Genomic DNA, 18,295 nt, shown 5'->3' with positions numbered 1-18,295 from the left:
ACATAACAGTAGGATAGCAAAAGTAAGTGTGAGAGAAACATACTCTAACCTAATGGGTGATGACCATATCATCAAAAAAGCATTATCTGGACATGATGCGACCTGTGTAGAAAATTGCAAGTGTGAATACGGAAAAACATCCAACGACAGCCACGTGCTAAAATTTGTTAAAAATTGCATGGACGGTTTGTCACAAACTGGTAAATGCGTATGTGGCCAAGGTTGTCCATACCCAATTTTGGAGGACTCACAATGAGTGCCACATTTGAAACTCTGTTTGGCTTGCAGTTTTGCCAATACAAGTGTGGCACCTACATTGGATTCTCTGATGATGAAATGTCATCAGACGGTCAATCCCACAAACCACTTGACGCAAAAACAGGAAAAGTTCATGAATGTCCAAATGAAGGATGGTCAAAACAAAAAACATGTTTTGGATGTGGACAACCTATACAGTTTCACAACTCCCATGTGTATCATAATGGTGAAAAGAAGACAAAGATCCGATTTGATTCACCCGGTGTAAGACACAGCTGCACTCAACAGTCATACAATTATGAACACAACGCACAAGATGATCACCAATCACACGAGAAACAAAACCAACAAGAAGAATATGAAAAAGACAGCAAACAACAATTCAGAACAATTGATGATGAACAAGTCATTGAGGCATATGCTGTTTTTGGACTAGACCACAACGCAACACTAGAGCAAATCAAATCCACCTTTCGAGAATTTGCACTAAAGTATCACCCAGACAAAAACAAGTCGCCAACTGCTACTGCAATGATGGTCAGAATCAACTATGCGTACGAAGTAATCACACAATGGTGGAAAAACAATGATTGATCATCAAAAAAATTTGTTGATCTTAGAAAACCTGGACTACATAAAAAATTACTATGACGTTGATGAGAACAAAAAGTCCTACAGCGTCACTGAGACTGGGATAAAGGCACTCATTGCATGGAACAAACTGCATGGATTTGAGGACAAACTAGGCGTGAATATGGCCTATCCTGAGCCGATATCTGACTCTGAGATGAGTCTGATATTTTCACAATTTCAAAAAAATAAGTTTATCACAAAAATTTGGAATGCAAAACTGCAAACTGAAGACCATCCGCCATCAGTTGACGGGTTTGAACTCTTTGAGTCATTGAAATATTTTATCGATAACAAACTACAAAAAAATTTGGCAAGAAAGGAAACTGCAAAACAAGTTCTTTCTGCAATGATGAAAGGTTTGGTAACTGTAACTAAAAAAATGGCAGAATCATCTGCTCCCGCAGAATCTGACAAGAAAAGAAAGAGAAAAAGAAAACAAAGGGGAAGACAACAATGAAATATTTTCTTGTCTTTCTTGTTTTTTCTTTGGCATTTGTTGGACTGACACAAAGTGCCGATGCAAGAGGTCCTGATGAGCCTTGCTCATACCTCAAACCAACAAAATACATCAAAGATTCAAGTGGCAATTGCATTTTAGCTCCACAAAACACTGTGTCCAATGTTGTACCTGCAACTGCACCTTCACCTGCAACTGCACCTTCGCCTGCAACTACACATACAACTACAATCATACATACCCCAACGCCAGTACCTGCAGCTACTAGTTCTACTGCAAACCTATCTGACGTTGGTACGATTGCTCTGCTTGGAATTTTTGCATTGATTGCATACAAAATTTTTGGAGACAGGTTAAGAAAACCCAGAATAAAATATCGTCCACGTGCTGGCCAAAAATCTGAGACTTTTGTAGACAACGCTGCTGCAACAGGGGATAACTCTGCCATCTCTGATTCTGCAGGTAATTGGAACGGGGGATTTTACGATGATAATACAAAGGAGAAGTTCAAATGACTCGTGAAATTACTTATCGCAAAGAATTTCGAGATACCGTATCTAACTGGAAAAACAACAGACTGCCTGCAGCAGTTTTAATTTTAGGCCTAATGCTGGTGATGCTGGGTGTTGTCATCAAACCCTTGGGAGTTCTTGCAGTAGTTGGATTTGGCATTGTTGTGGGACTGGCTCTTCAACAGCGTAGATTAAACAAAAAACGCGGCTTGGGAATCTTTGATCCAAATTCTAAGAGTACTAGAAATATTTTGGGATGGCGATACTAGATGAAGTTTTTTCGTGACGGAAAATCCACATGGCCAGACCGCGGATTGGAAAGTGAGGAATACAATGAGTTTAGGAGACAGCAAAAAGCCGCAGAACAGCTTCATGAAATCAAACTTCAAAACTCTCTTGCAAAAACATTTTTGGGATTTTTTCTTTTGCTGCTTTCAATTTCGTTTGTTGCGTTTTTAGCTGGCGATACCGGACTTGCCAGTGGTATTCTTTTCATTATTGTATTGAAATTCCCCCCTATTGGCGGCTTTTGCATCTATAAAATTATTCGAAATAAACTAAAAAAAAGAAAACTGGACTTTCACATGTCCGACAACTCACTTGCTGCAATCTATGATTGGAAGCATGTCAAATGCAGACAGTGCGGCGGCACTGACTTGGCTGAAATTAAATCTGAGATTGCATCTGATGACTCTTATTCTTTGTTTCAGCGAGAAGAGCAAATCAGAAAAGGGGAAGTTGTTTTGCGCCTTCCTCATCACAAGAATGCCGCTTTGCAGTGCAACGGGTGTGGTAACTGGGGACTGGACCGCAAGAAACTGGATAGCAACCTGAACAGAAAGCTGGACGACGAATACATGATTGGACATTGCCCCCGATGCGGCGGCACTGACCCCTCTGTGATCATATGGGGAATGCCGGATCCTTTTGCCATGGAGCATCGTCGTAAAAGAGGTGAGAAAGTAATTTTTGGCGGATGCTGTATTCCTGGTGACAACCCTCCCGACAAATTATGCAATGACTGCGGACATCAGTGGAGGTCATCATAGAATGCTGAGACTCTTTGGATTGTTGTTTTGTATGTTGCTTACTCTGGTTTTTCCTTTTCTTGCTTATGAGATGAATGACGGAATCATATTTGATTCAATTGCAAGCACGACTGTATTTTTTGTAATAATAATAGCACTTTTTCCTGAATCAAATTTTAATAAAAAAATATTAAAAAAAAATAAATTATTTTGTTGTTAATTTATCAAATTAAATTCTAAATCCACAAACGCTTTTCAAATTGCATGCATCGCACTTTCTTTTGTTGTTGTGGTGTTCTGGCTCTGAAATATTTACTGCAATGCTTGCAAACGTCTCAAGGGAAGTGTGCAGGTAATGAAGTGAAAACGAGTCCTGGACTTCTGAGAATGTTTTGTGCGGTTCCTTTGTTTTTCTGTCACAGATTCGTAACTCCCACTGCTTTTGCGTATGTGGCATATCAAAATAGTCATCAGGACTTGCCTTTCTCTTTGAGGAAAAGTTAGAGTTAAGATATGTCAGTACCTGCAGCAGCTGTCCGGGATACGGCTGTGTTTTGGAATCATATGTTTGTGGTCTTGCAACAAACTTGTCGTCTTGTACAATTAGCGTCCCATCAACTCGCATAATTTTGTCAATTCTACCAGACAGTGACACCACGACATTTTCAGTTGGAAACTCAAATGGAACGGTTAGTGTAGAGTAGATGTTTTCGCGTGCAAATTCAATGTCTTTTTTCTCGTCTTTGATTTCAGTAATGGTGACAGGTTCCAGTTCAACATGTTCTGCTTCATACTGTTCTTTTTCATGATGAGCCTTTGTTCCCTGGATTAATGCCTGAGATGGCTTTGGCTTTACTCCCTGTATGGACAGTGGAATCTTGTACTCGCAGTATCCCAGTGAATCTGCAAAGTCTGTAACTGCAGCGTTTACAAACATAATGTCGTTTATTTTGTTAATTTTGATCATGTCTCAGGGTATACAGTCCTGATACAATCATAGCATTCCTGCCACGGATGGTTTTTTTCCAATGCCTTGCTGCATCTGCGACATTTCATATCAAATGGTATGGAGACATATCAAATAAATTAAAATTTCTTTTTCCCACCTGAGGACCACAAGATTATCAAAATAACAATGCAGATTGCTGCCATCCAGTACACCACAATTGTATTGTATCGAAACTTTATGGTGATCCCTAAATGAATTGCAGACGTTACAATCCAAAATATTTGATCCTCAATGTCCCCGTCTGCAACAACAAAAAATATTGTAACAAGTATGGACAGCGTCCAATAGACTCCCCATACAACTGGCTCGTATCCTCCAAGCGGACGTGAGATTTTTTTGATTGATATATTTTTGAACTGGCTCCAAAAAGATTGATCATTTCTAAAATGATATCCCTGTTCCAGTCGTTTTCCTTTCTTGTTAAGATCATAAAAAACATTATTTTCAATTTCACCTATCTTGTATTTTTTGCCAGTATTTTGAATTTCATAAATCTCGTAAACACAGCTAGAGTCATAGTTTTGAATCATTTCACTTACTGCACAACAGCCCCCATGATTATCTCGTATGCCCTGTTGATTTCTGTCATCTTTACAGTGGTGTCTTTTGATTTGTTTTTGTCAGGGTGAAACTTTAGTGTAAGCTCGCGGTACTTTGTTTTAATCTGCTGCTTGGTTGATTCGCGAGATAACCCAAATGTGTCAAAGGCTTTTGCAATGTCCTCCTCACCAATGTCGGAATCATCCCCGTAATGATTTTTGTAATCATACTCATCATAGTTCCACTTGAAATCATCGTCGTAGGAATATCCAGAATACTTGTACTGCTTTCCTTCCTCTTCGCGCATGTCTGCGTTTTCTTCCATTACAACTTGGATAATTTGCAAGACTTTGGAGTACAGGTGTCCAAATTTCTTTCTCGCTCGATTGTTGTAGTCAAACTCAATGTCAATCTCAATGTATCTTACTACATAGTAAAACTCCCATTCCTGCTTGCCAAGTTTTGACCTCCAGGTCCTGCCAAAGATGATTCTTGCCTCTTCAGGCGTAATTTTGTATTTTTCTAGCCTGTAATTGACACGTTTTGCCTTGGCCTCGCTACCTTTTGACTTTCTCCTTGACTTTCTTTTTGACTTTGATTTTGATTTTTTGTATGAGTCATCTTGAGTAGTTTTTTTGTAATAATCATCAGAATTAGAGTTATAGTTTGAATTGTAGCTTGAATTATAGTTAGAGTTGTAGTTAGAGTTGTAACTTGAGTAATCTGATTGGGAATAATTTTGATACGAACTGCTCTGGCTTCTCCTTGATTCGTAATCTTCTTTCTTGTCTGAATCCTTTGGATTGTAAAAAAAGAAATACCATACGACAATCACAATTATTGGAATTGTGATGTACCAGTGTACCACTGCAAGATAAAGTATGACAAAAGCAAGAATGCCTAGCAGCGGAAGGACCACTATCTCATTTCCTCTGCAGTCTCTTTGCTGTACTCATTTGCGTTGTAGTTTTCTTCTTCAACAGTATTGTCTGCTGTATTGGTTTTGTCAATTGCTTCTCTAATGTCTCCCCAGATGTAAAGAACAATCAAAATTATTCCTGGAGCTGTTCCAATGCCACTGCATGCCAAAATTATTCCAAGATACAGCCAAAATGTCTTCATATTGCAGCCTCCGTGTACACAAATCCTCTCTTTTTGAGAAATTCATAGGATAATGTGATTTTTTTAGCCATCTTTTCGGCATTTGCAGAAGAGTTCTTGTCTGGATGGTACTTTAGAATCAATTTTCTAAATCTCTGCTTGATTTGCAAAGCAGTTGCAGTCTTGTCAAGGCCTAGAATGTCAAATGCGTCTGAAACTGTAAAGGTTTTTTGAGTTTCTGTTGACTTGTACTCTTTGTCATAACTGTTGTAATGTTTTTGATGTTTGTGTCTGTCTCGTCCCCAAGTATGTCGGACCTCGTTCCAATCCTCAATCCAGTTTTCACATTCAAACTCGTCCCAGTCGTTGTATTTTTTGTTATACCATATTACATAATACTCTATGATGTCAAAAAATTTTTCAGCAACGCTTGCAATTTTAGATAGATACGAGTGTGCATCTCTCAAACATTTTTCACCCATTCGAGTAATTTCTCTTTCAAAAAATTCTTCGTCTGTTCTTGCAAATCTTTTTTTCCATATTCTCCCAAAAAGAATTTCTGCCTCATTTTCAGTAAGCGAGAATCTTTCTAGTTTGAAATTGATCCTTTCTTCTTTTCTTCTTCTTTCTTCGTCTTCTTTTCTAATCTTTTCTTGTCTTGCATGTTGTTGTTGGATGCTTTCTAATCTGTTTGGAAGTACGTCATGTTTTTGAGGTTTGATTTTGTTAATTGAGTTTTGTATATTTTTTTTTGAAAAATTTAAAGAAAAAATAGATATGCTATTGAACCCCCTTTGTCGTTACACTTTTCTGGGGAGCATTCAAAATGGATGCAGCTTTTGCCTTTTCAAGCAGCTGTTCGATGCTGTCATCAGATGACTTTAGTTGTACTGACACGTACTCGTCTGAATCCATCTTGGTGCTTCTTTTTACAATGAATACCTCCCTTACTGCGGACTGTGAATCATTGCTTTGTTGTTGTTCGCTCACACGTATTATAGTGAGATAAAAAATAATAATATCAGGTTCATAGTATGGATACTGTCAATACTATGATTGATAATTAGGCATAAAAAGTTGAATTATTTTATTTTTTTTAAAGAAATATTGAAAAAATCAAAATAATTTTCTTTATTTTGTATTTAAAATTAACATTGAATCAGCTTCTGTATTTTTTAATTGCTCATTCTCTTTTTGTAATTCCATATATTGCGATGATAAGAAGTCTTTAACTTTTTTAGTGTATTTTGGATAATTACCACGTATCCAGTCAATATCTTCCTCTACATTTTGTAAATACCATTCATAGTTTCCATCATGTCGATTTTTCCAATAGACTCCCATATGTTGAAGTGACCCTAGCGCCCTCTCAAATCCATCTACTAAACATTTCTCTTTCAAGGCTTCTTGTCTATTTTTTCTAGGACTAAATGCATGCCATCCGTATTTTGTTAATGCCCCTATTTCTTCTTCAATAATATCGTTATTTTTCTTCTTCTTTTTTCTTTGGCTTTCTAAATTTATTAAAAATTTCCTTAATGTAAAATAATCTATTCCAAATTCATGTGGTTCCAAACTCGTGTTTACATATAAAAAAATAACATTTTTTATTTCAGTATGTTGTATAATGATATTATTAGATTTAATTAATAGTATTTCATAATTATAATGCTGTAATTTTTCTTTAATTTTTTTTAATTCAGAATATAAAATCCTTCCTTCGGTTTTACATTTTGTCCATTGAATAAAAGTTGAAAATGAATTTGATTTATTTTTATTTTGTAATTTTATTTTTATTAATTCTGTTTTTAATTTATTCACTAGAATTATAAAAATATCATATCTAGAATTATTATTTTTAAACTCTTCGGGATTAATTGATTTACTCAAAAATTCGTTAAGCCAAAAATCAAGTTTACAGTATGAATTTATTGTATTTCTTACCAATTCCTGATTATATCCTAAATCTGACAGTACTTTTTCCACATAATCTAAACTATAGAACTTAATTTTTTCTTCAAAAGTCTCTATTTTACGCCCACATAATTTAATTAAATATATTTCAAGTAATTCATTCCATTCACCCTTTATTTTTAATTCTAAATCATAGTTTGTGATATTTGTATTACATGTTGGACAATTAACAGACAAACTTAATTCTTCTAATTTTCTTGGAAGTTTTGTTTCACATTTGGGACAAAATTTCATGTAGTGTTATGTATTAAATTCTATAAAAATATTTTAAATTTTACTTGTTTTTTAATACTATTTAGAAATTTCTAGTAATCCTTGATTTATTGCTAAATGATTGTTTTTTCAAATTTTGTAGAATAAATTCCTAGTACGCCATTATCTGCCTTTATACCTTGTTCAATTGCACTACGAGATTCTTTTCTAAGTTCATCCCAACTTTCAGGTATGTCGTCTTTACCTAAATCAAAATCAAGTCTTTTTTTGTTTGCAAGTTTATTTTTTACCACTTTCAATGATGGGCAATTTTCAAAAAACTTTGGTGCAAACGCTATTAGTGCATCAAGCAATTGATTTGGATCTTCAGGACCGTTGGGAACTGTTACGGCGATTCCACCTATCGGCTTGATTGATTTATCCAAGTAATGTGGTTCATACCAAATACGGCCTCCGTCTCCGCGAAATATTACCATTAAAATCGTATGGGGTGAAGATTCGATATAATCTGGAGGATCATGATCCTTACTGTGAATTGCAATAACATATGCTTTTGAAATACTTCCCATACTCATACTGGTTTAGATTAGATTTAAGATTTTTTTATTATATTTTATTTATTCTTCTGCTTTAGGTGTCTTTTTCCACACTTGTATCTGGCCGCCATAGACTTCGTCATCATACACAAATGCTGCAATCTGTGCATAGTAGCCTTCGCGGCCGGTCTTGAAAACTTTTGGCGGTAGCGGAATCTCCACTTCCTTACCGTCCGGCATCTTGAGAGTTGCCATTGCTATCTTGGACTTTTTTGGTTCTCCTTCGCTCATGTTTTGTTTCTGATTTGGCTCACTTTTATCTATTTTTACTTCAAAGTCTGGATATTTTTCCTTCTCATGATTGTTCTCAATTGGACCTTCAGTTATTGCAGTGTCATTATCTATGTCGTCTATTTTGTTTTGAGTGTCGTTCATTAATTTTTTAAAATAATCTTTTGCCTCTTTTTCGCTCATGAATTGCTTGTGCTGTGTTGGTAATTAAATAATTATAAAAAAAGAGGATTAGATCCCTAGGAAATTAACCATGACATTTAGCTGCTCCATTGCCACTGCATACCAATTGTTGGCCAGTTGTTTCCATTGATCTCTTTCATTGGCGAGTGTCACAACTTGTGATTCTAACTCTGCAATTTTTACATCCAACGTTGTATCACTTTGAAGTGATTCGATTGTTGCAAGTTGTATTGCCGTTTGGTTTCCTAATGAAACTATCTGTGCATTAAGTTGGTCTTTCTCTGATTGTAGGGACAGAATTGTTTGTTCCAATTCTGGAACTGACGTTGCTGTTGTGTTTAGACTTTCAATCTGTGCTGTTAGTGATTGCACTTGGCTGTCGTGATTCTCTATTGCAACTTTTTGATCTGCAAGTTTTGTAATAGAGTCGTTGAACTGTGCTGTCACTTCTGCAAGTTGTGTTTGCAAAGTAATCAAATCCATACTTGTTTTTGATTTTGGAACGTTGTAGATCCCCTCGTCAACAATTGATTCAGGAGTTGATTCTTGTTTAAGAACAACTACAATGTCTTCTTGTATTCCCACTTGTTCTGCAGTGCTTTGTGAAACTCCAGTAACAGTATTTTCTTGTATCATCTGTTGACTTCCACTCCATGGAATCACGGTAACACTTCCAGACTTTCCAGTTACAGTATCTTCAAAAGTATACACCCCAGACTCGTAAATTGTGCTTCCTATAATTGGAAATTCAATTGTTGCTTGCTGCTGTGCCGGAATCACTTTGTAAAATGTTCCAGATTTTGAAGTGCCTGTGGTACCTGTATGCGATACAACATGGTCTATGGAATCAGTATTGTGTACAGTTACGCTACCATTTTCTGTAATTGTTACATCAAAGGGTATTGTAAATACGTCAACTGTTGTTATGCCATCTATTGTGGTTTGATACTTTGGCTCCCCTGAATTTTCTAGTACTACCTCGACATTACATTGTACAGTAATTGGCTCTACATCAAAGAATCTATCATAGAAAATAACAGATTCACATGAATCAAAGACAAAAGTACGAGATTCAGTTGAGTCATCTAGTATCCAATAACTGTTCTCAGTGTATGGTACAGCAAATGGATCACTGACTGCATGGGGCTCCAAATTCACATCTGTAACATTGTGTGTATTTACAAATGTTACAGAGTCACCTTCGTTTACCACTAAATTGTTTTGACTGAATCCATTTTGTGTCATTTCCACTGTAAAGTTTTCCACTTGTGGTGTTGACTCTACAACTACAGGTGATACATAGACAGGTACTGGTGGCGGTGCAATGTATGGTTTTACAATTTCAATTGTACTTTGTTGTCCGCCGTTTAGATCAGATATGTAATACATACCTTCAGTAAAACAAGTGGTTCCACAGTTTACAACTGGAAATTCCAATGCGATTGCATCGTTTACAGGAACTGTTCCCTCAAACCAACCGTGACTTACAAAGTTGATTGTGTTTTCACCATTGTTGTGTATGGTTATTGAACCGCCTTCTTCAACAGTAATGTTAAATGGGTATTCGTCAACCTCAACATGACTGGTTCCGTCTCCTTCAACTGCGTAAGCATTTCCAATGCTTATTGTTGCAATCAAGGTCAAGACCATTAATGCGGTGTTTGTTCTAATCATTATCTTTTAGATGGCTCCCAAAAATAATAATAGCAAGTAGTTAGTATGGATACTGTACATACCATGGAATCCATGCTTAATCTACGCGTGCATATTGCCCCAGTCGGCTTTGAAATAGACCGCGTTGTGGTCCCTGCAGCAAAGATGAAGGCAGACTTGGTATATCTTGTTGTTGATAGGAATATTGCCACAGACAAATCCACAAAGTTTCAGAGTGAAATAATTAAAAAACTGAAAAGGAAAAAAATTGACTCAAAAGTTGTATATGCAAACAGGCTGCAGCTCTTTGACATTATCCGCGTTGTCAAAGAGATAATTCTTGACCACAGAGACGACGAGTTTTATGTCAACGTTGCAAGCGGCTCCAAAATACATGCGATTGCATGCATGATGGCATGCATGGTCTTTGATGACAGAAAAAACATTCATCCGTTTTATCCGCAGGCAAAAGAGTACCCTGCATACAAAGACAACGAACAGCAAACCTATGGGGTTGAGGAAATTTACGGACTTCCGACATACCAGCTGCTTACGCCAAACAAGGACCTGATTGAAATCTTAAAAATCATTAAAGAAAATGAAGGACGAATTCAAAAGAAAGTTCTTGCAGAGATTGCTGAAGATAGAAAAATTCTAAACATCAATGCACGCGAGGAAAATCACAGCCAGGCAAGATTTGCAAGTCTGGACAAAAAACTGATTCAGCCGCTAATGCACACATGGAACTTTGTTGAAGAAGAAAAAATAGGAAAAAATCGATGGATTTCTTTCACCGATGATGGAAAGAATGCATCTGAATTTTTGTTTTAGTTAAAAAATTTACAAAAATCCAAATCGCTTGCAGATGATACAGATTGCCTTTTGGTCAATTCTCATCATTGCCATGTGATTGCATTCGATGCATTTTCTTTGGACCATCAAGTCCGGTCCCTGATCAAACATGTTCATACTATAGTATGCGCATCTAAATCTAATATAGAATAGTGGTATAGTATGCATACTATACATACTAACTATCTTTTTGGGAGATTTTCAGGCATGAAAATTAGGATCACAGTGCATGCATGAATGATTTGCATCTTGCTTTGTTATTCTGAGATAGCAGTGATTGCATATTCCAGGCAATTTGCTGTACAACTCATTATTACTTTCAACATACAATCCGCATTTTGTACATGCTTTCTGGAGCGGATAATGCTTTGAAAATGCTGTACTCTGTCCAGTTTGGTCACTAAAGCACTCAATGCACATGCTATCAAACATGTCTGCATTGATCACTTCCTCATGTCCCAAAAATAGTCCACAACTCTTGCATGGCTTGTACTCTGGAACGATTTGTATTATTGGCTCTGTTGTTTCAAACCATCCTTCCAGTTTTTCAATTCTTCCAAACGATGGTCGTCCTGTAAAGTCTACTGTTAGGATTTTTCCTGCTTTGCCTACTTGTCTGTTTTCTGATTTTTGTAATGTCTTAGTTTGGCTGTGATTGTTTTCTTGTTTTCTCTTGCCTATCTTTTGCTTCCTTTTTGAATTCATTATGGACGTCCCCCCTCGTTTTCTCTTCTCTTATTGTGTCTTCTCTCATCATCTCTTGCCGTTTGTGACCTTTCCATTTGTTTTATTTCATCAGACAATAATTTCTCATTTTTGTTTAATTCTTTGATGACTTCTCTCATTTTTTCTTCATGAAATTCTACATCTTTAATGGTGTGGGAACATATTGAAGATAAACTGATTTCTGATAAATCAATCTGAGCTATTTCATATTTGATCAATCGTATTTTTTGTTCATGATATTCTAAATCCGCACGTAATTTTTCCATTACGCGTTGTATTTCTATCATATGTCCTTCATGAAATACATCTGTGGGTGTGTACTTCATTCTTCCTCCTCCTTAACATTGTAAAGACCTACTGAGAAAACAACTCCTGTTGATGTAGGATAATCTGTGATTACCTTGTATCCCATTTCAATAGATTTGTTCAACTCGTCTTCGCCATTCTTAAAACTATCCGGATCAAATGTGACCCCAACAAATTTGATGTTTTTAAGAATTTGGTTTTCTTGTTTGATTTGTTGTTGCATTTTGATATTTTGGATTTTATAATATTAAAGTCGCACTAGTACAAAAAATACTAGAGATGTTTTAATACCCCGACATTGGAAAAACTCTAATTTTTTCTTATCTGAAAATTGTTTTTATTTTTTATTACAGAATTTTTAATTTAATTTTCTTTCCCATCTAATTCTTAATTCAGGTAATTTTTCATGCAACCAGACATACCATTTTATAAATTCTGTAGTTTCATTTTTGATATAATTTTCAATCTCATCATATTTTTTTACATCATACCAATGAATAACTGGACTTCCGCTGTGGGATTTTCCTGTCAATTTGTCCAGACCTGATCCTCTAAACTCACCTTTGTTCATCAAAATACCAATAGAATGCAAATCAATGCAAGGCCTGGATAGTATTGTAATTGGAAATAAATTGTATCTTGAAGATTTTTCTAAAAGAAATTTGTGTTCAAATCCTAAATTATACCCGACTGGGACAAAACCAAAATCATATTTGTTTGAAATGGGGGAATCCTCTATGAATTTTCTTAACATTCCTTCTTCACCTAACTCCCATTCTTTGAGTATCGTTAATTCTCCTAGTTGTTTGCCTGTACCGCGCTCAAGTTCTACATATTGGATAGTTGTTATCTTGTTTTCAACCTCATCAAGACCAGTAGTTTCGATATCTAGATAGTAATTTCCCATACCAATTATCTATTTTGAACTATTTTACTGTGCTTCTTAATGGTATGAACAGTATACATACTATGAACTAGTCACATAATACCATTCAACTCATACTTTATTCATGACTCAGATACAAAGCATAGCACTAGATTCCTGTGTTGTCATTGACATCATAGAGAAGCCAAAGGTTGCCTCCGGGCTCAAAGCCAATCTCAGAGGCAAGCCAGTCAACATTGTCCTTTGCGACGTTGTACTTGACGAGGTAAGAAAGGTAAGGGGACTGATGCCTCATACGGTGGTTGAAAAAATTACCAGAATGCTTGGAAAAAAAGTACAACTAACTGCAGTAACTGCAGAACATGAGGCAGAGGCACAACAGCTGACCCAGCAGTTTCAAATCTGTCACAACGGGGACAACAAGATTCTCAGCATGTGCAGGGCTCGAGATTTCATCCTGGTAACATTTGACAAGATGCTGCTCAAGGCAAGCCAGTTTGTTGGAATTGCAGTGTTCTCTCCATTTACTGCAGGAGGAATCTGAAATGGCTGACATGTATCCAAGAATTATCCGAGAGTTTGAGGATGACGACGAGCCAATGGTTTACGGAGAGAACTCTTGACTGTTTTGTTTAGAATGAGAAAACTGTCACACGATGACAGTGTCTCATCTGCATTTTCTAATCTCAAAGAGAAACTAGAAGAGTATGAAGACAAGGAGGAAACAATTTGAGAACCAAAGAACTAAGCTCAAATGACCTCCAAGCAATTCTTTACTGGTACACCAAGGCATTTGCTGGCAGTGATGAAATAACTGAGGACCACAAAAACACATTGATAAAAATTCAGGCAATGGCAATTTATGCAAAAGAGGACGAGGATTGGAGCGAGAAATTTTTCAAAAGGAGATTCAAATGAAAGTGCTGGACTTGGAGCACTTGGAAGCTCAGTTTGGATTGGTAATTCGCGACAAAGAAAATCATGACAACTATGCATTGATTAGATTCGAAGATCTGGACAGAGTCATAGAGTATTACAGTTCCTTCAAAAAGGAATTCAAACAAAACTCAAAGCCAAACAACAAAAAGGAGCACTCAAAATGATTTCAGATAACTGCACCCTCTGTGATTTGACAAATATCTTGCAATGGTATGAATCATCTTCAGAGGACATTCAAAAGTCCGAGCAACACAAAAGAACTAAAGTAAAGATAGAGGGACTGCGTGCAATACATGAGGATTCATCAGAAGTGTTGATTGCCAACTTGGCTGAGGAAGTCGAGTCCAAGTATAATGACGTAAACTATTCTGATTTGGAAAAAGCACATTCCTTTATGATAAACAGAATCACCAGAATCAAAGAGGAAATCAAGGTTTATTCAAAATTAATTCAAAAAATCGATGATAAAATGGAGAAATTGTCATGAGAACTAGAAAATATTTCACAGTAAGGGAGTGGGACCGATTCAAAAACAACGATTACTTTGACATGCAAGACATGCTTTGTCAAAAGTATGACGTGATCCTAACTGACTACAAAACAAAAAGAGAAAAGGTATTTTCTGCATTGAAAAAAATCAATCTAAAGAATTTTGACAGGGGAGTGACAGAATTCTCAAAACTTGTCCAGTCCTTTGGAGGTTCAATGGACCAATTGACACGGGAGATAAATTCTTCAAAATCCAAAGATGCAGACAATCTTGATCTGGTGTGGGGTAAATCTGAAAATAATGTCCCTATTTGGGGTGATTCAAAAAATGATTTTAATTCCAAACATAAAGACAATCTTGAGAAAATTTGGGGTAAGAGAAAATGACTGAATGTCCAAAGTGCGGGGGAACTGACATTGCAATGATTTTGTGGGGATTGCCACAAATGTCAAAAGACTTGGAAAAAAAAGTCAAGGACAAGAAAATTGTTTTTGGCGGTTGCTGTGTTAGCAGCGGTGACCCAAAACTAGAATGCAATGACTGCGGATGGAGGTACTGAATTGAGTGAATGTCCAAAGTGTGGGGGAACTGACATTGCAATAATTTTTTGGGGATTGCCAGATGGCTCTGAATTTCTCAAAGAAGCGGTAAAGAGGAAGATAATTGTTTTTGGCGGCTGCATAGTTTCCAAAAATAATCCTGAGATGGAATGCAACGACTGCGGATGGAGGTACTAGTTTGAGTACACTTGATACCAAAAAGAAAAGCGCATCTGAAGCACTTGTCAATGCAGTTGGAGGCTATCCAATTGGATATGGTCTCGGAATTGTAATACTTCCATTGTCTGCAGGATGGATTCAAGAGGATCCATACATTGCAAACATTGCAATTACTGGGACATATGCTGTAACATCTTTTGTAAGGTCATATTTTTTGAGAAGAGTGTTTGAAAAATATGGGATTGATGACAACTTTATCCGATTGGCAAAGCGTGGAATTGTCAAATTGTCTGGTGCGATAAGATGATCAAAAAATACTTTGAGAATTATTTTGAAAAAATCAAGGATACCAAAAAGGTTGCACGAGACAAAAATATTGGTGTATGGTGGATGCCCGTCTTTGATTCGTTTCTGATTACAGTCTATCTGTCCTGGCAGCTGTCTGTCGGAGTATGGATAGCACTTGATGCATGGCAAAGCGGTCAGGACTATATTCCATGGTACATGGACTCGCTGTGGGAAATCTCTTCGTTTTCTTTAACCATATTCATGAGCATAATCACATTTACCATATTGGACAAGATAATTTTGTTTTTCATCTACGTTCACTCGTATGCAAACAAACTGGTACTGCAAGGGATTGCAAAACTTGACATGTATCTTTGGAGAAAGACAGGAAGAGACACAGTAGTTGCAAACTTTATTTGGAAACTGCAAAGAAAGTACATGAGTCGCTCAAAGAGGGAGCGAAAGATTATGACGTTTGCATTTGTTGGAATGATTGGGGCGTATTACGGATGGATGATTCTGACATGAGTGATTTTAAAAATAACTGTGTTACAATGTATTCCAAAATTTGTTTTCGCCAGAATCACTTTATAATGACAGCAGATGAATTATTTCTATGACTATTTCAGTAAGATTATCTGAAGATATTGAAAAATTACTTCGCGACGATGCTCAAAATGAAAAAAAGAACATCTCCGAAATTGTAAATTCCGCATTGGAAAAATACTATTTTATGCACAAATACTTTGATTCAATTAATGCACATCATTTAGATCCTGTTGTCCTGGAACAATTTTTCAAACTTGCAGATACTCCAGAAAAAGTTCAGAAAATTGCCGATGCAGGAGCCGTTATGACAAACAAATTCATCTCATACCATGAACCATCAAACAAATCCCTTTCAGTACATCTGGAACTGGTGGAAAGATTTCTAAAAATTCATTCAATTCACACAACAATTACAAAAAAATCTGACAAGACAATTGTTGTGGGGGTTCATCCTTTTGGAAATGTCTTGTCCCAGATACTTTGCCAGGGAATTTCAAGTACATTGAAGCCTTTTGTGACAAATACTGAAACAAAATTTGATGATGGGACGTTCACAATAGAAATATCGACAAAAGACTAGATGATGCTGAAATGAGTCATTGTTTCTCCTCCCCGCAATGAATGCACAATTTCTTTGACAGTATCTCAAAATAGGCATAACTGTGAACAAATCCGTCTTTGCAAGTCATAGAGCATTAGATGTTTCAAGAGGTGTAATGACGATGTTGATCAACTTTGTTGGCGATCATGGTCGAGAAATCTCAGAGAACTGGACTGAATAGAAAGTGCTCCCATCGGGAATTAGTCATTTGGTTAAGTTCCCCCAATATCTCACAGTCATGAGTTGTGGTTTTTTTCATATTTCATAGATGATTGGATTCGTTAAAGATTCTGTTATGAATTATTTTTAATGTTTAACATATTGAAAATTGTATTGATTCGAATTTGTTCTATAGATAATTGTAACAAAAAGCATAAAGCTAAAGGATTCTGCTATACACATTATATTCGATTTCACAAACATGGTGATCCTCTATTCAAAGAAGATCCAGAAATAATAAGAAAAAGACGTTCTGAATCTCATAAAGGTCAAACTGCTTGGAATAAAGGGAAAACTGGAATTTATTCTGAAGAAACTAAAAAGAAAATGTCTGTCAGCCAATTCAAAAAAGGAATGACTCCACACAATAAGGGCAAGAAAGCAACTGTGGAGGAAAAAAAGAAAATATCTGAAGCTATGAATCGTCCAGAAGTAAAAAAGAAACTATCTAAATCTAAAATGGGTATAAAAAATCCGATGTATGGGAAACCCTCTCATAATAGGGGCAAATCCCCATCATCAGAAACTAGAAAAAAAATATCTGAATCTTTGAAAAAAATTGTAAAAATTTATTCAAAAGAAGAACGAGACAGAATGTCTAAAAGAATGAAAGAATGGCATGAAAATCATGTCCATCCTCGAAAAGGTTTGAAAGACACTCCTGAAACATTCAAGAAAAAATCTCTTGCTCAAAGAGGTAAGAAAAAATCTAAAGAGCATATTGCAAAGATAGCACTTGCTAACACGGGTAGAGTTGCAAATCATCAAACACGTGCAAAGATTTCTGCAGCAAGAGCAAAACAAAAATTTCCATATCGTGATACAAAGATCGAATTACTTACACAATCAATACTTGAAGAAAACAATATTCCTTTCAAAAAACATCGGAATTACAAATTAAGTGAATCCAATCATCAAGCAGATATTACAATTGAACCTGATAAAATAATTGAAGTAAATGGTGATTATTGGCATTTTAATCCCAAAATCTATCATGCTGAATCCACTCAAAAATTAAGGGATAAATCAATTCTAGCTAAAGAAAAATGGGCATATGACAAATACATAATTGACGAAATGAAATATCTGGGTTTCAAAGTATTAGTGGTATGGGAATCTGAATTGAAAGATGAATTAGATAAAACTACAAAGAAGATTCTAAAATTTGCTAAAAGTTGAATTAATTTTTAAAATTTGGGGATTTGAACCAAATGAAGAGTGCTCCCATCGGGATTTGAACCCGAGTCTTTGGCTTGAGAAGCCAAAATGCTTAACCGGACTACACTATAGGAGCTTGATGAAAAACCGCCCCATCTTAATTTAAAGGAAATG

General features: G+C 36.1%; 32 protein-coding genes and 1 tRNA gene. 18 read left to right on the top strand and 15 right to left on the bottom strand.

Features of this window, described 5'->3' with window-relative positions; all coding sequences use genetic code 11:
- Positions 1–28 precede the first annotated feature (28 nt).
- Genes NMSP_RS08280 through NMSP_RS05915 form a run of 6 tightly spaced genes read left to right on the top strand, consistent with a single transcriptional unit; the run spans position 29 to position 2,909 of the window.
- Positions 29–256: a hypothetical protein gene (locus NMSP_RS08280; protein ID WP_152023818.1), complete on the top strand. Its 228-nt coding sequence runs from the start codon at positions 29–31 to the stop codon at positions 254–256.
- Entirely contained in the window at positions 253–852 is a 600-nt protein-coding gene (locus NMSP_RS05935) for a J domain-containing protein (protein ID WP_192866153.1), read from the top strand. The genes NMSP_RS08280 and NMSP_RS05935 overlap by 4 nt, the downstream gene beginning before the upstream one ends.
- On the top strand, positions 845–1,348 hold the full coding sequence (locus NMSP_RS05930; protein ID WP_086907903.1) for a hypothetical protein: 504 nt from the start codon (positions 845–847) through the stop codon (positions 1,346–1,348). The genes NMSP_RS05935 and NMSP_RS05930 overlap by 8 nt, the downstream gene beginning before the upstream one ends.
- Positions 1,345–1,863, top strand: a complete 519-nt coding sequence (locus tag NMSP_RS05925) for a hypothetical protein (protein WP_086907902.1) — start codon at positions 1,345–1,347, stop codon at positions 1,861–1,863. Before NMSP_RS05930 ends, NMSP_RS05925 begins: the two co-directional genes overlap by 4 nt.
- Positions 1,860–2,129, top strand: coding sequence for a DUF3040 domain-containing protein (locus NMSP_RS05920; protein ID WP_086907901.1), 270 nt, complete (start codon positions 1,860–1,862; stop codon positions 2,127–2,129). Before NMSP_RS05925 ends, NMSP_RS05920 begins: the two co-directional genes overlap by 4 nt.
- Positions 2,130–2,909, top strand: a complete 780-nt coding sequence (locus NMSP_RS05915; protein ID WP_086907900.1) for a hypothetical protein — start codon at positions 2,130–2,132, stop codon at positions 2,907–2,909.
- A 208-nt stretch (positions 2,910–3,117) separates the two neighbouring features.
- Here NMSP_RS05915 and NMSP_RS05905 read toward each other — a convergent pair whose 3' ends face one another.
- The 10 genes from NMSP_RS05905 to NMSP_RS05860 all read right to left on the bottom strand — a co-directional run bounded on the left by NMSP_RS05905 (position 3,118) and on the right by NMSP_RS05860 (position 10,409).
- Positions 3,118–3,855 (bottom strand): PD-(D/E)XK nuclease family protein, encoded by a 738-nt coding sequence (locus tag NMSP_RS05905; protein WP_086907898.1) that lies wholly within the window; start codon positions 3,853–3,855, stop codon positions 3,118–3,120.
- A gap of 119 nt (positions 3,856–3,974) precedes the next feature.
- Positions 3,975–4,427, bottom strand: coding sequence for a hypothetical protein (locus tag NMSP_RS05900; RefSeq protein ID WP_086907897.1), 453 nt, complete (start codon positions 4,425–4,427; stop codon positions 3,975–3,977).
- A gap of 5 nt (positions 4,428–4,432) precedes the next feature.
- On the bottom strand, positions 4,433–5,356 hold the full coding sequence (locus tag NMSP_RS08275; protein ID WP_152023817.1) for a DnaJ domain-containing protein: 924 nt from the start codon (positions 5,354–5,356) through the stop codon (positions 4,433–4,435).
- Positions 5,356–5,559 carry a hypothetical protein gene (locus tag NMSP_RS05885; RefSeq protein ID WP_086907894.1) on the bottom strand — a complete coding sequence of 68 codons (204 nt, stop codon included), beginning with the start codon at positions 5,557–5,559 and terminating at the stop codon, positions 5,356–5,358. The genes NMSP_RS08275 and NMSP_RS05885 overlap by 1 nt, the downstream gene beginning before the upstream one ends.
- Positions 5,556–6,020 (bottom strand): J domain-containing protein, encoded by a 465-nt coding sequence (locus tag NMSP_RS05880; RefSeq protein ID WP_086907893.1) that lies wholly within the window; start codon positions 6,018–6,020, stop codon positions 5,556–5,558. The genes NMSP_RS05885 and NMSP_RS05880 overlap by 4 nt, the downstream gene beginning before the upstream one ends.
- 298 nt (positions 6,021–6,318) lie before the next feature.
- Positions 6,319–6,453 (bottom strand): hypothetical protein, encoded by a 135-nt coding sequence (locus NMSP_RS08715; RefSeq protein WP_264080390.1) that lies wholly within the window; start codon positions 6,451–6,453, stop codon positions 6,319–6,321.
- 216 nt (positions 6,454–6,669) lie between these two features.
- A complete protein-coding gene (locus NMSP_RS05875) occupies positions 6,670–7,746 on the bottom strand; it encodes a hypothetical protein (RefSeq protein WP_086907892.1) in 1,077 nt (358 codons plus the stop codon).
- 92 nt (positions 7,747–7,838) lie between these two features.
- Positions 7,839–8,294 carry a hypothetical protein gene (locus NMSP_RS05870; protein WP_152023816.1) on the bottom strand — a complete coding sequence of 152 codons (456 nt, stop codon included), beginning with the start codon at positions 8,292–8,294 and terminating at the stop codon, positions 7,839–7,841.
- Positions 8,295–8,342: 48 nt separating this feature from the next.
- The gene (locus tag NMSP_RS05865) at positions 8,343–8,735 is read right to left on the bottom strand and encodes a hypothetical protein (protein ID WP_086907890.1); all 393 of its coding nucleotides are present in this window, start codon (positions 8,733–8,735) and stop codon (positions 8,343–8,345) included.
- A gap of 48 nt (positions 8,736–8,783) precedes the next feature.
- Entirely contained in the window at positions 8,784–10,409 is a 1,626-nt protein-coding gene (locus NMSP_RS05860; RefSeq protein WP_086907889.1) for a hypothetical protein, read from the bottom strand.
- Between the two features lie 45 nt (positions 10,410–10,454).
- Here NMSP_RS05860 and NMSP_RS05855 point away from each other — a divergent pair, with 45 nt between their 5' ends.
- The gene (locus NMSP_RS05855; protein ID WP_086907888.1) at positions 10,455–11,219 is read left to right on the top strand and encodes an HFX_2341 family transcriptional regulator domain-containing protein; all 765 of its coding nucleotides are present in this window, start codon (positions 10,455–10,457) and stop codon (positions 11,217–11,219) included.
- A 222-nt stretch (positions 11,220–11,441) separates the two neighbouring features.
- On the opposite strand, the gene NMSP_RS05850 is transcribed toward NMSP_RS05855, so the two are convergent.
- From NMSP_RS05850 to NMSP_RS05835, 4 genes are all read right to left on the bottom strand, one after another.
- Positions 11,442–11,945, bottom strand: coding sequence for a hypothetical protein (locus NMSP_RS05850; RefSeq protein WP_086907887.1), 504 nt, complete (start codon positions 11,943–11,945; stop codon positions 11,442–11,444).
- Positions 11,945–12,292 carry a hypothetical protein gene (locus NMSP_RS05845; protein WP_086907886.1) on the bottom strand — a complete coding sequence of 116 codons (348 nt, stop codon included), beginning with the start codon at positions 12,290–12,292 and terminating at the stop codon, positions 11,945–11,947. Before NMSP_RS05845 ends, NMSP_RS05850 begins: the two co-directional genes overlap by 1 nt.
- Positions 12,289–12,495 carry a hypothetical protein gene (locus tag NMSP_RS05840; RefSeq protein WP_086907885.1) on the bottom strand — a complete coding sequence of 69 codons (207 nt, stop codon included), beginning with the start codon at positions 12,493–12,495 and terminating at the stop codon, positions 12,289–12,291. Before NMSP_RS05840 ends, NMSP_RS05845 begins: the two co-directional genes overlap by 4 nt.
- A gap of 135 nt (positions 12,496–12,630) precedes the next feature.
- Positions 12,631–13,179, bottom strand: a complete 549-nt coding sequence (locus tag NMSP_RS05835; protein WP_086907884.1) for a ribonuclease H-like domain-containing protein — start codon at positions 13,177–13,179, stop codon at positions 12,631–12,633.
- 103 nt (positions 13,180–13,282) lie between these two features.
- Here NMSP_RS05835 and NMSP_RS05830 point away from each other — a divergent pair, with 103 nt between their 5' ends.
- The 11 genes from NMSP_RS05830 to NMSP_RS05790 all read left to right on the top strand — a co-directional run bounded on the left by NMSP_RS05830 (position 13,283) and on the right by NMSP_RS05790 (position 18,142).
- The gene (locus NMSP_RS05830; protein ID WP_086907883.1) at positions 13,283–13,702 is read left to right on the top strand and encodes a PIN domain-containing protein; all 420 of its coding nucleotides are present in this window, start codon (positions 13,283–13,285) and stop codon (positions 13,700–13,702) included.
- Positions 13,703–13,887: 185 nt separating this feature from the next.
- Positions 13,888–14,076 (top strand): hypothetical protein, encoded by a 189-nt coding sequence (locus tag NMSP_RS05825; protein ID WP_086907882.1) that lies wholly within the window; start codon positions 13,888–13,890, stop codon positions 14,074–14,076.
- Entirely contained in the window at positions 14,073–14,261 is a 189-nt protein-coding gene (locus NMSP_RS05820; protein WP_086907881.1) for a hypothetical protein, read from the top strand. Before NMSP_RS05825 ends, NMSP_RS05820 begins: the two co-directional genes overlap by 4 nt.
- 38 nt (positions 14,262–14,299) lie before the next feature.
- Complete coding sequence (locus tag NMSP_RS05815) at positions 14,300–14,584, top strand: hypothetical protein (RefSeq protein WP_152023815.1); 285 nt, start codon at positions 14,300–14,302, stop codon at positions 14,582–14,584.
- On the top strand, positions 14,581–14,973 hold the full coding sequence (locus tag NMSP_RS05810) for a hypothetical protein (protein WP_086907879.1): 393 nt from the start codon (positions 14,581–14,583) through the stop codon (positions 14,971–14,973). The genes NMSP_RS05815 and NMSP_RS05810 overlap by 4 nt, the downstream gene beginning before the upstream one ends.
- Positions 14,970–15,146, top strand: a complete 177-nt coding sequence (locus NMSP_RS08520; protein ID WP_192866152.1) for a hypothetical protein — start codon at positions 14,970–14,972, stop codon at positions 15,144–15,146. The genes NMSP_RS05810 and NMSP_RS08520 overlap by 4 nt, the downstream gene beginning before the upstream one ends.
- 1 nt (position 15,147) lies before the next feature.
- A complete protein-coding gene (locus tag NMSP_RS08515) occupies positions 15,148–15,324 on the top strand; it encodes a hypothetical protein (RefSeq protein ID WP_192866151.1) in 177 nt (58 codons plus the stop codon).
- 1 nt (position 15,325) lies between these two features.
- Positions 15,326–15,613: a DUF7220 family protein gene (locus tag NMSP_RS05805; protein ID WP_086907878.1), complete on the top strand. Its 288-nt coding sequence runs from the start codon at positions 15,326–15,328 to the stop codon at positions 15,611–15,613.
- A 266-nt stretch (positions 15,614–15,879) separates the two neighbouring features.
- Positions 15,880–16,122, top strand: a complete 243-nt coding sequence (locus NMSP_RS08270) for a hypothetical protein (protein ID WP_152023814.1) — start codon at positions 15,880–15,882, stop codon at positions 16,120–16,122.
- 88 nt (positions 16,123–16,210) lie between these two features.
- Positions 16,211–16,723 carry a hypothetical protein gene (locus NMSP_RS05795; RefSeq protein WP_086907876.1) on the top strand — a complete coding sequence of 171 codons (513 nt, stop codon included), beginning with the start codon at positions 16,211–16,213 and terminating at the stop codon, positions 16,721–16,723.
- A gap of 354 nt (positions 16,724–17,077) precedes the next feature.
- On the top strand, positions 17,078–18,142 hold the full coding sequence (locus NMSP_RS05790) for an NUMOD3 domain-containing DNA-binding protein (protein WP_192866150.1): 1,065 nt from the start codon (positions 17,078–17,080) through the stop codon (positions 18,140–18,142).
- Between the two features lie 40 nt (positions 18,143–18,182).
- Here the strand turns inward: NMSP_RS05790 and NMSP_RS05785 are convergent.
- Positions 18,183–18,257, bottom strand: a tRNA-Glu gene (locus NMSP_RS05785).
- Between the last annotated feature and the right edge of the window lie 38 nt (positions 18,258–18,295).

It is taken from the genome of Candidatus Nitrosomarinus catalina (assembly GCF_002156965.1).
GTDB lineage: Archaea > Thermoproteota > Nitrososphaeria > Nitrososphaerales > Nitrosopumilaceae > Nitrosopumilus > Nitrosopumilus catalinensis.
Note: the sequence above shows the minus strand (reverse complement) of the source record. Positions and strands in the feature narration are given on the sequence as shown.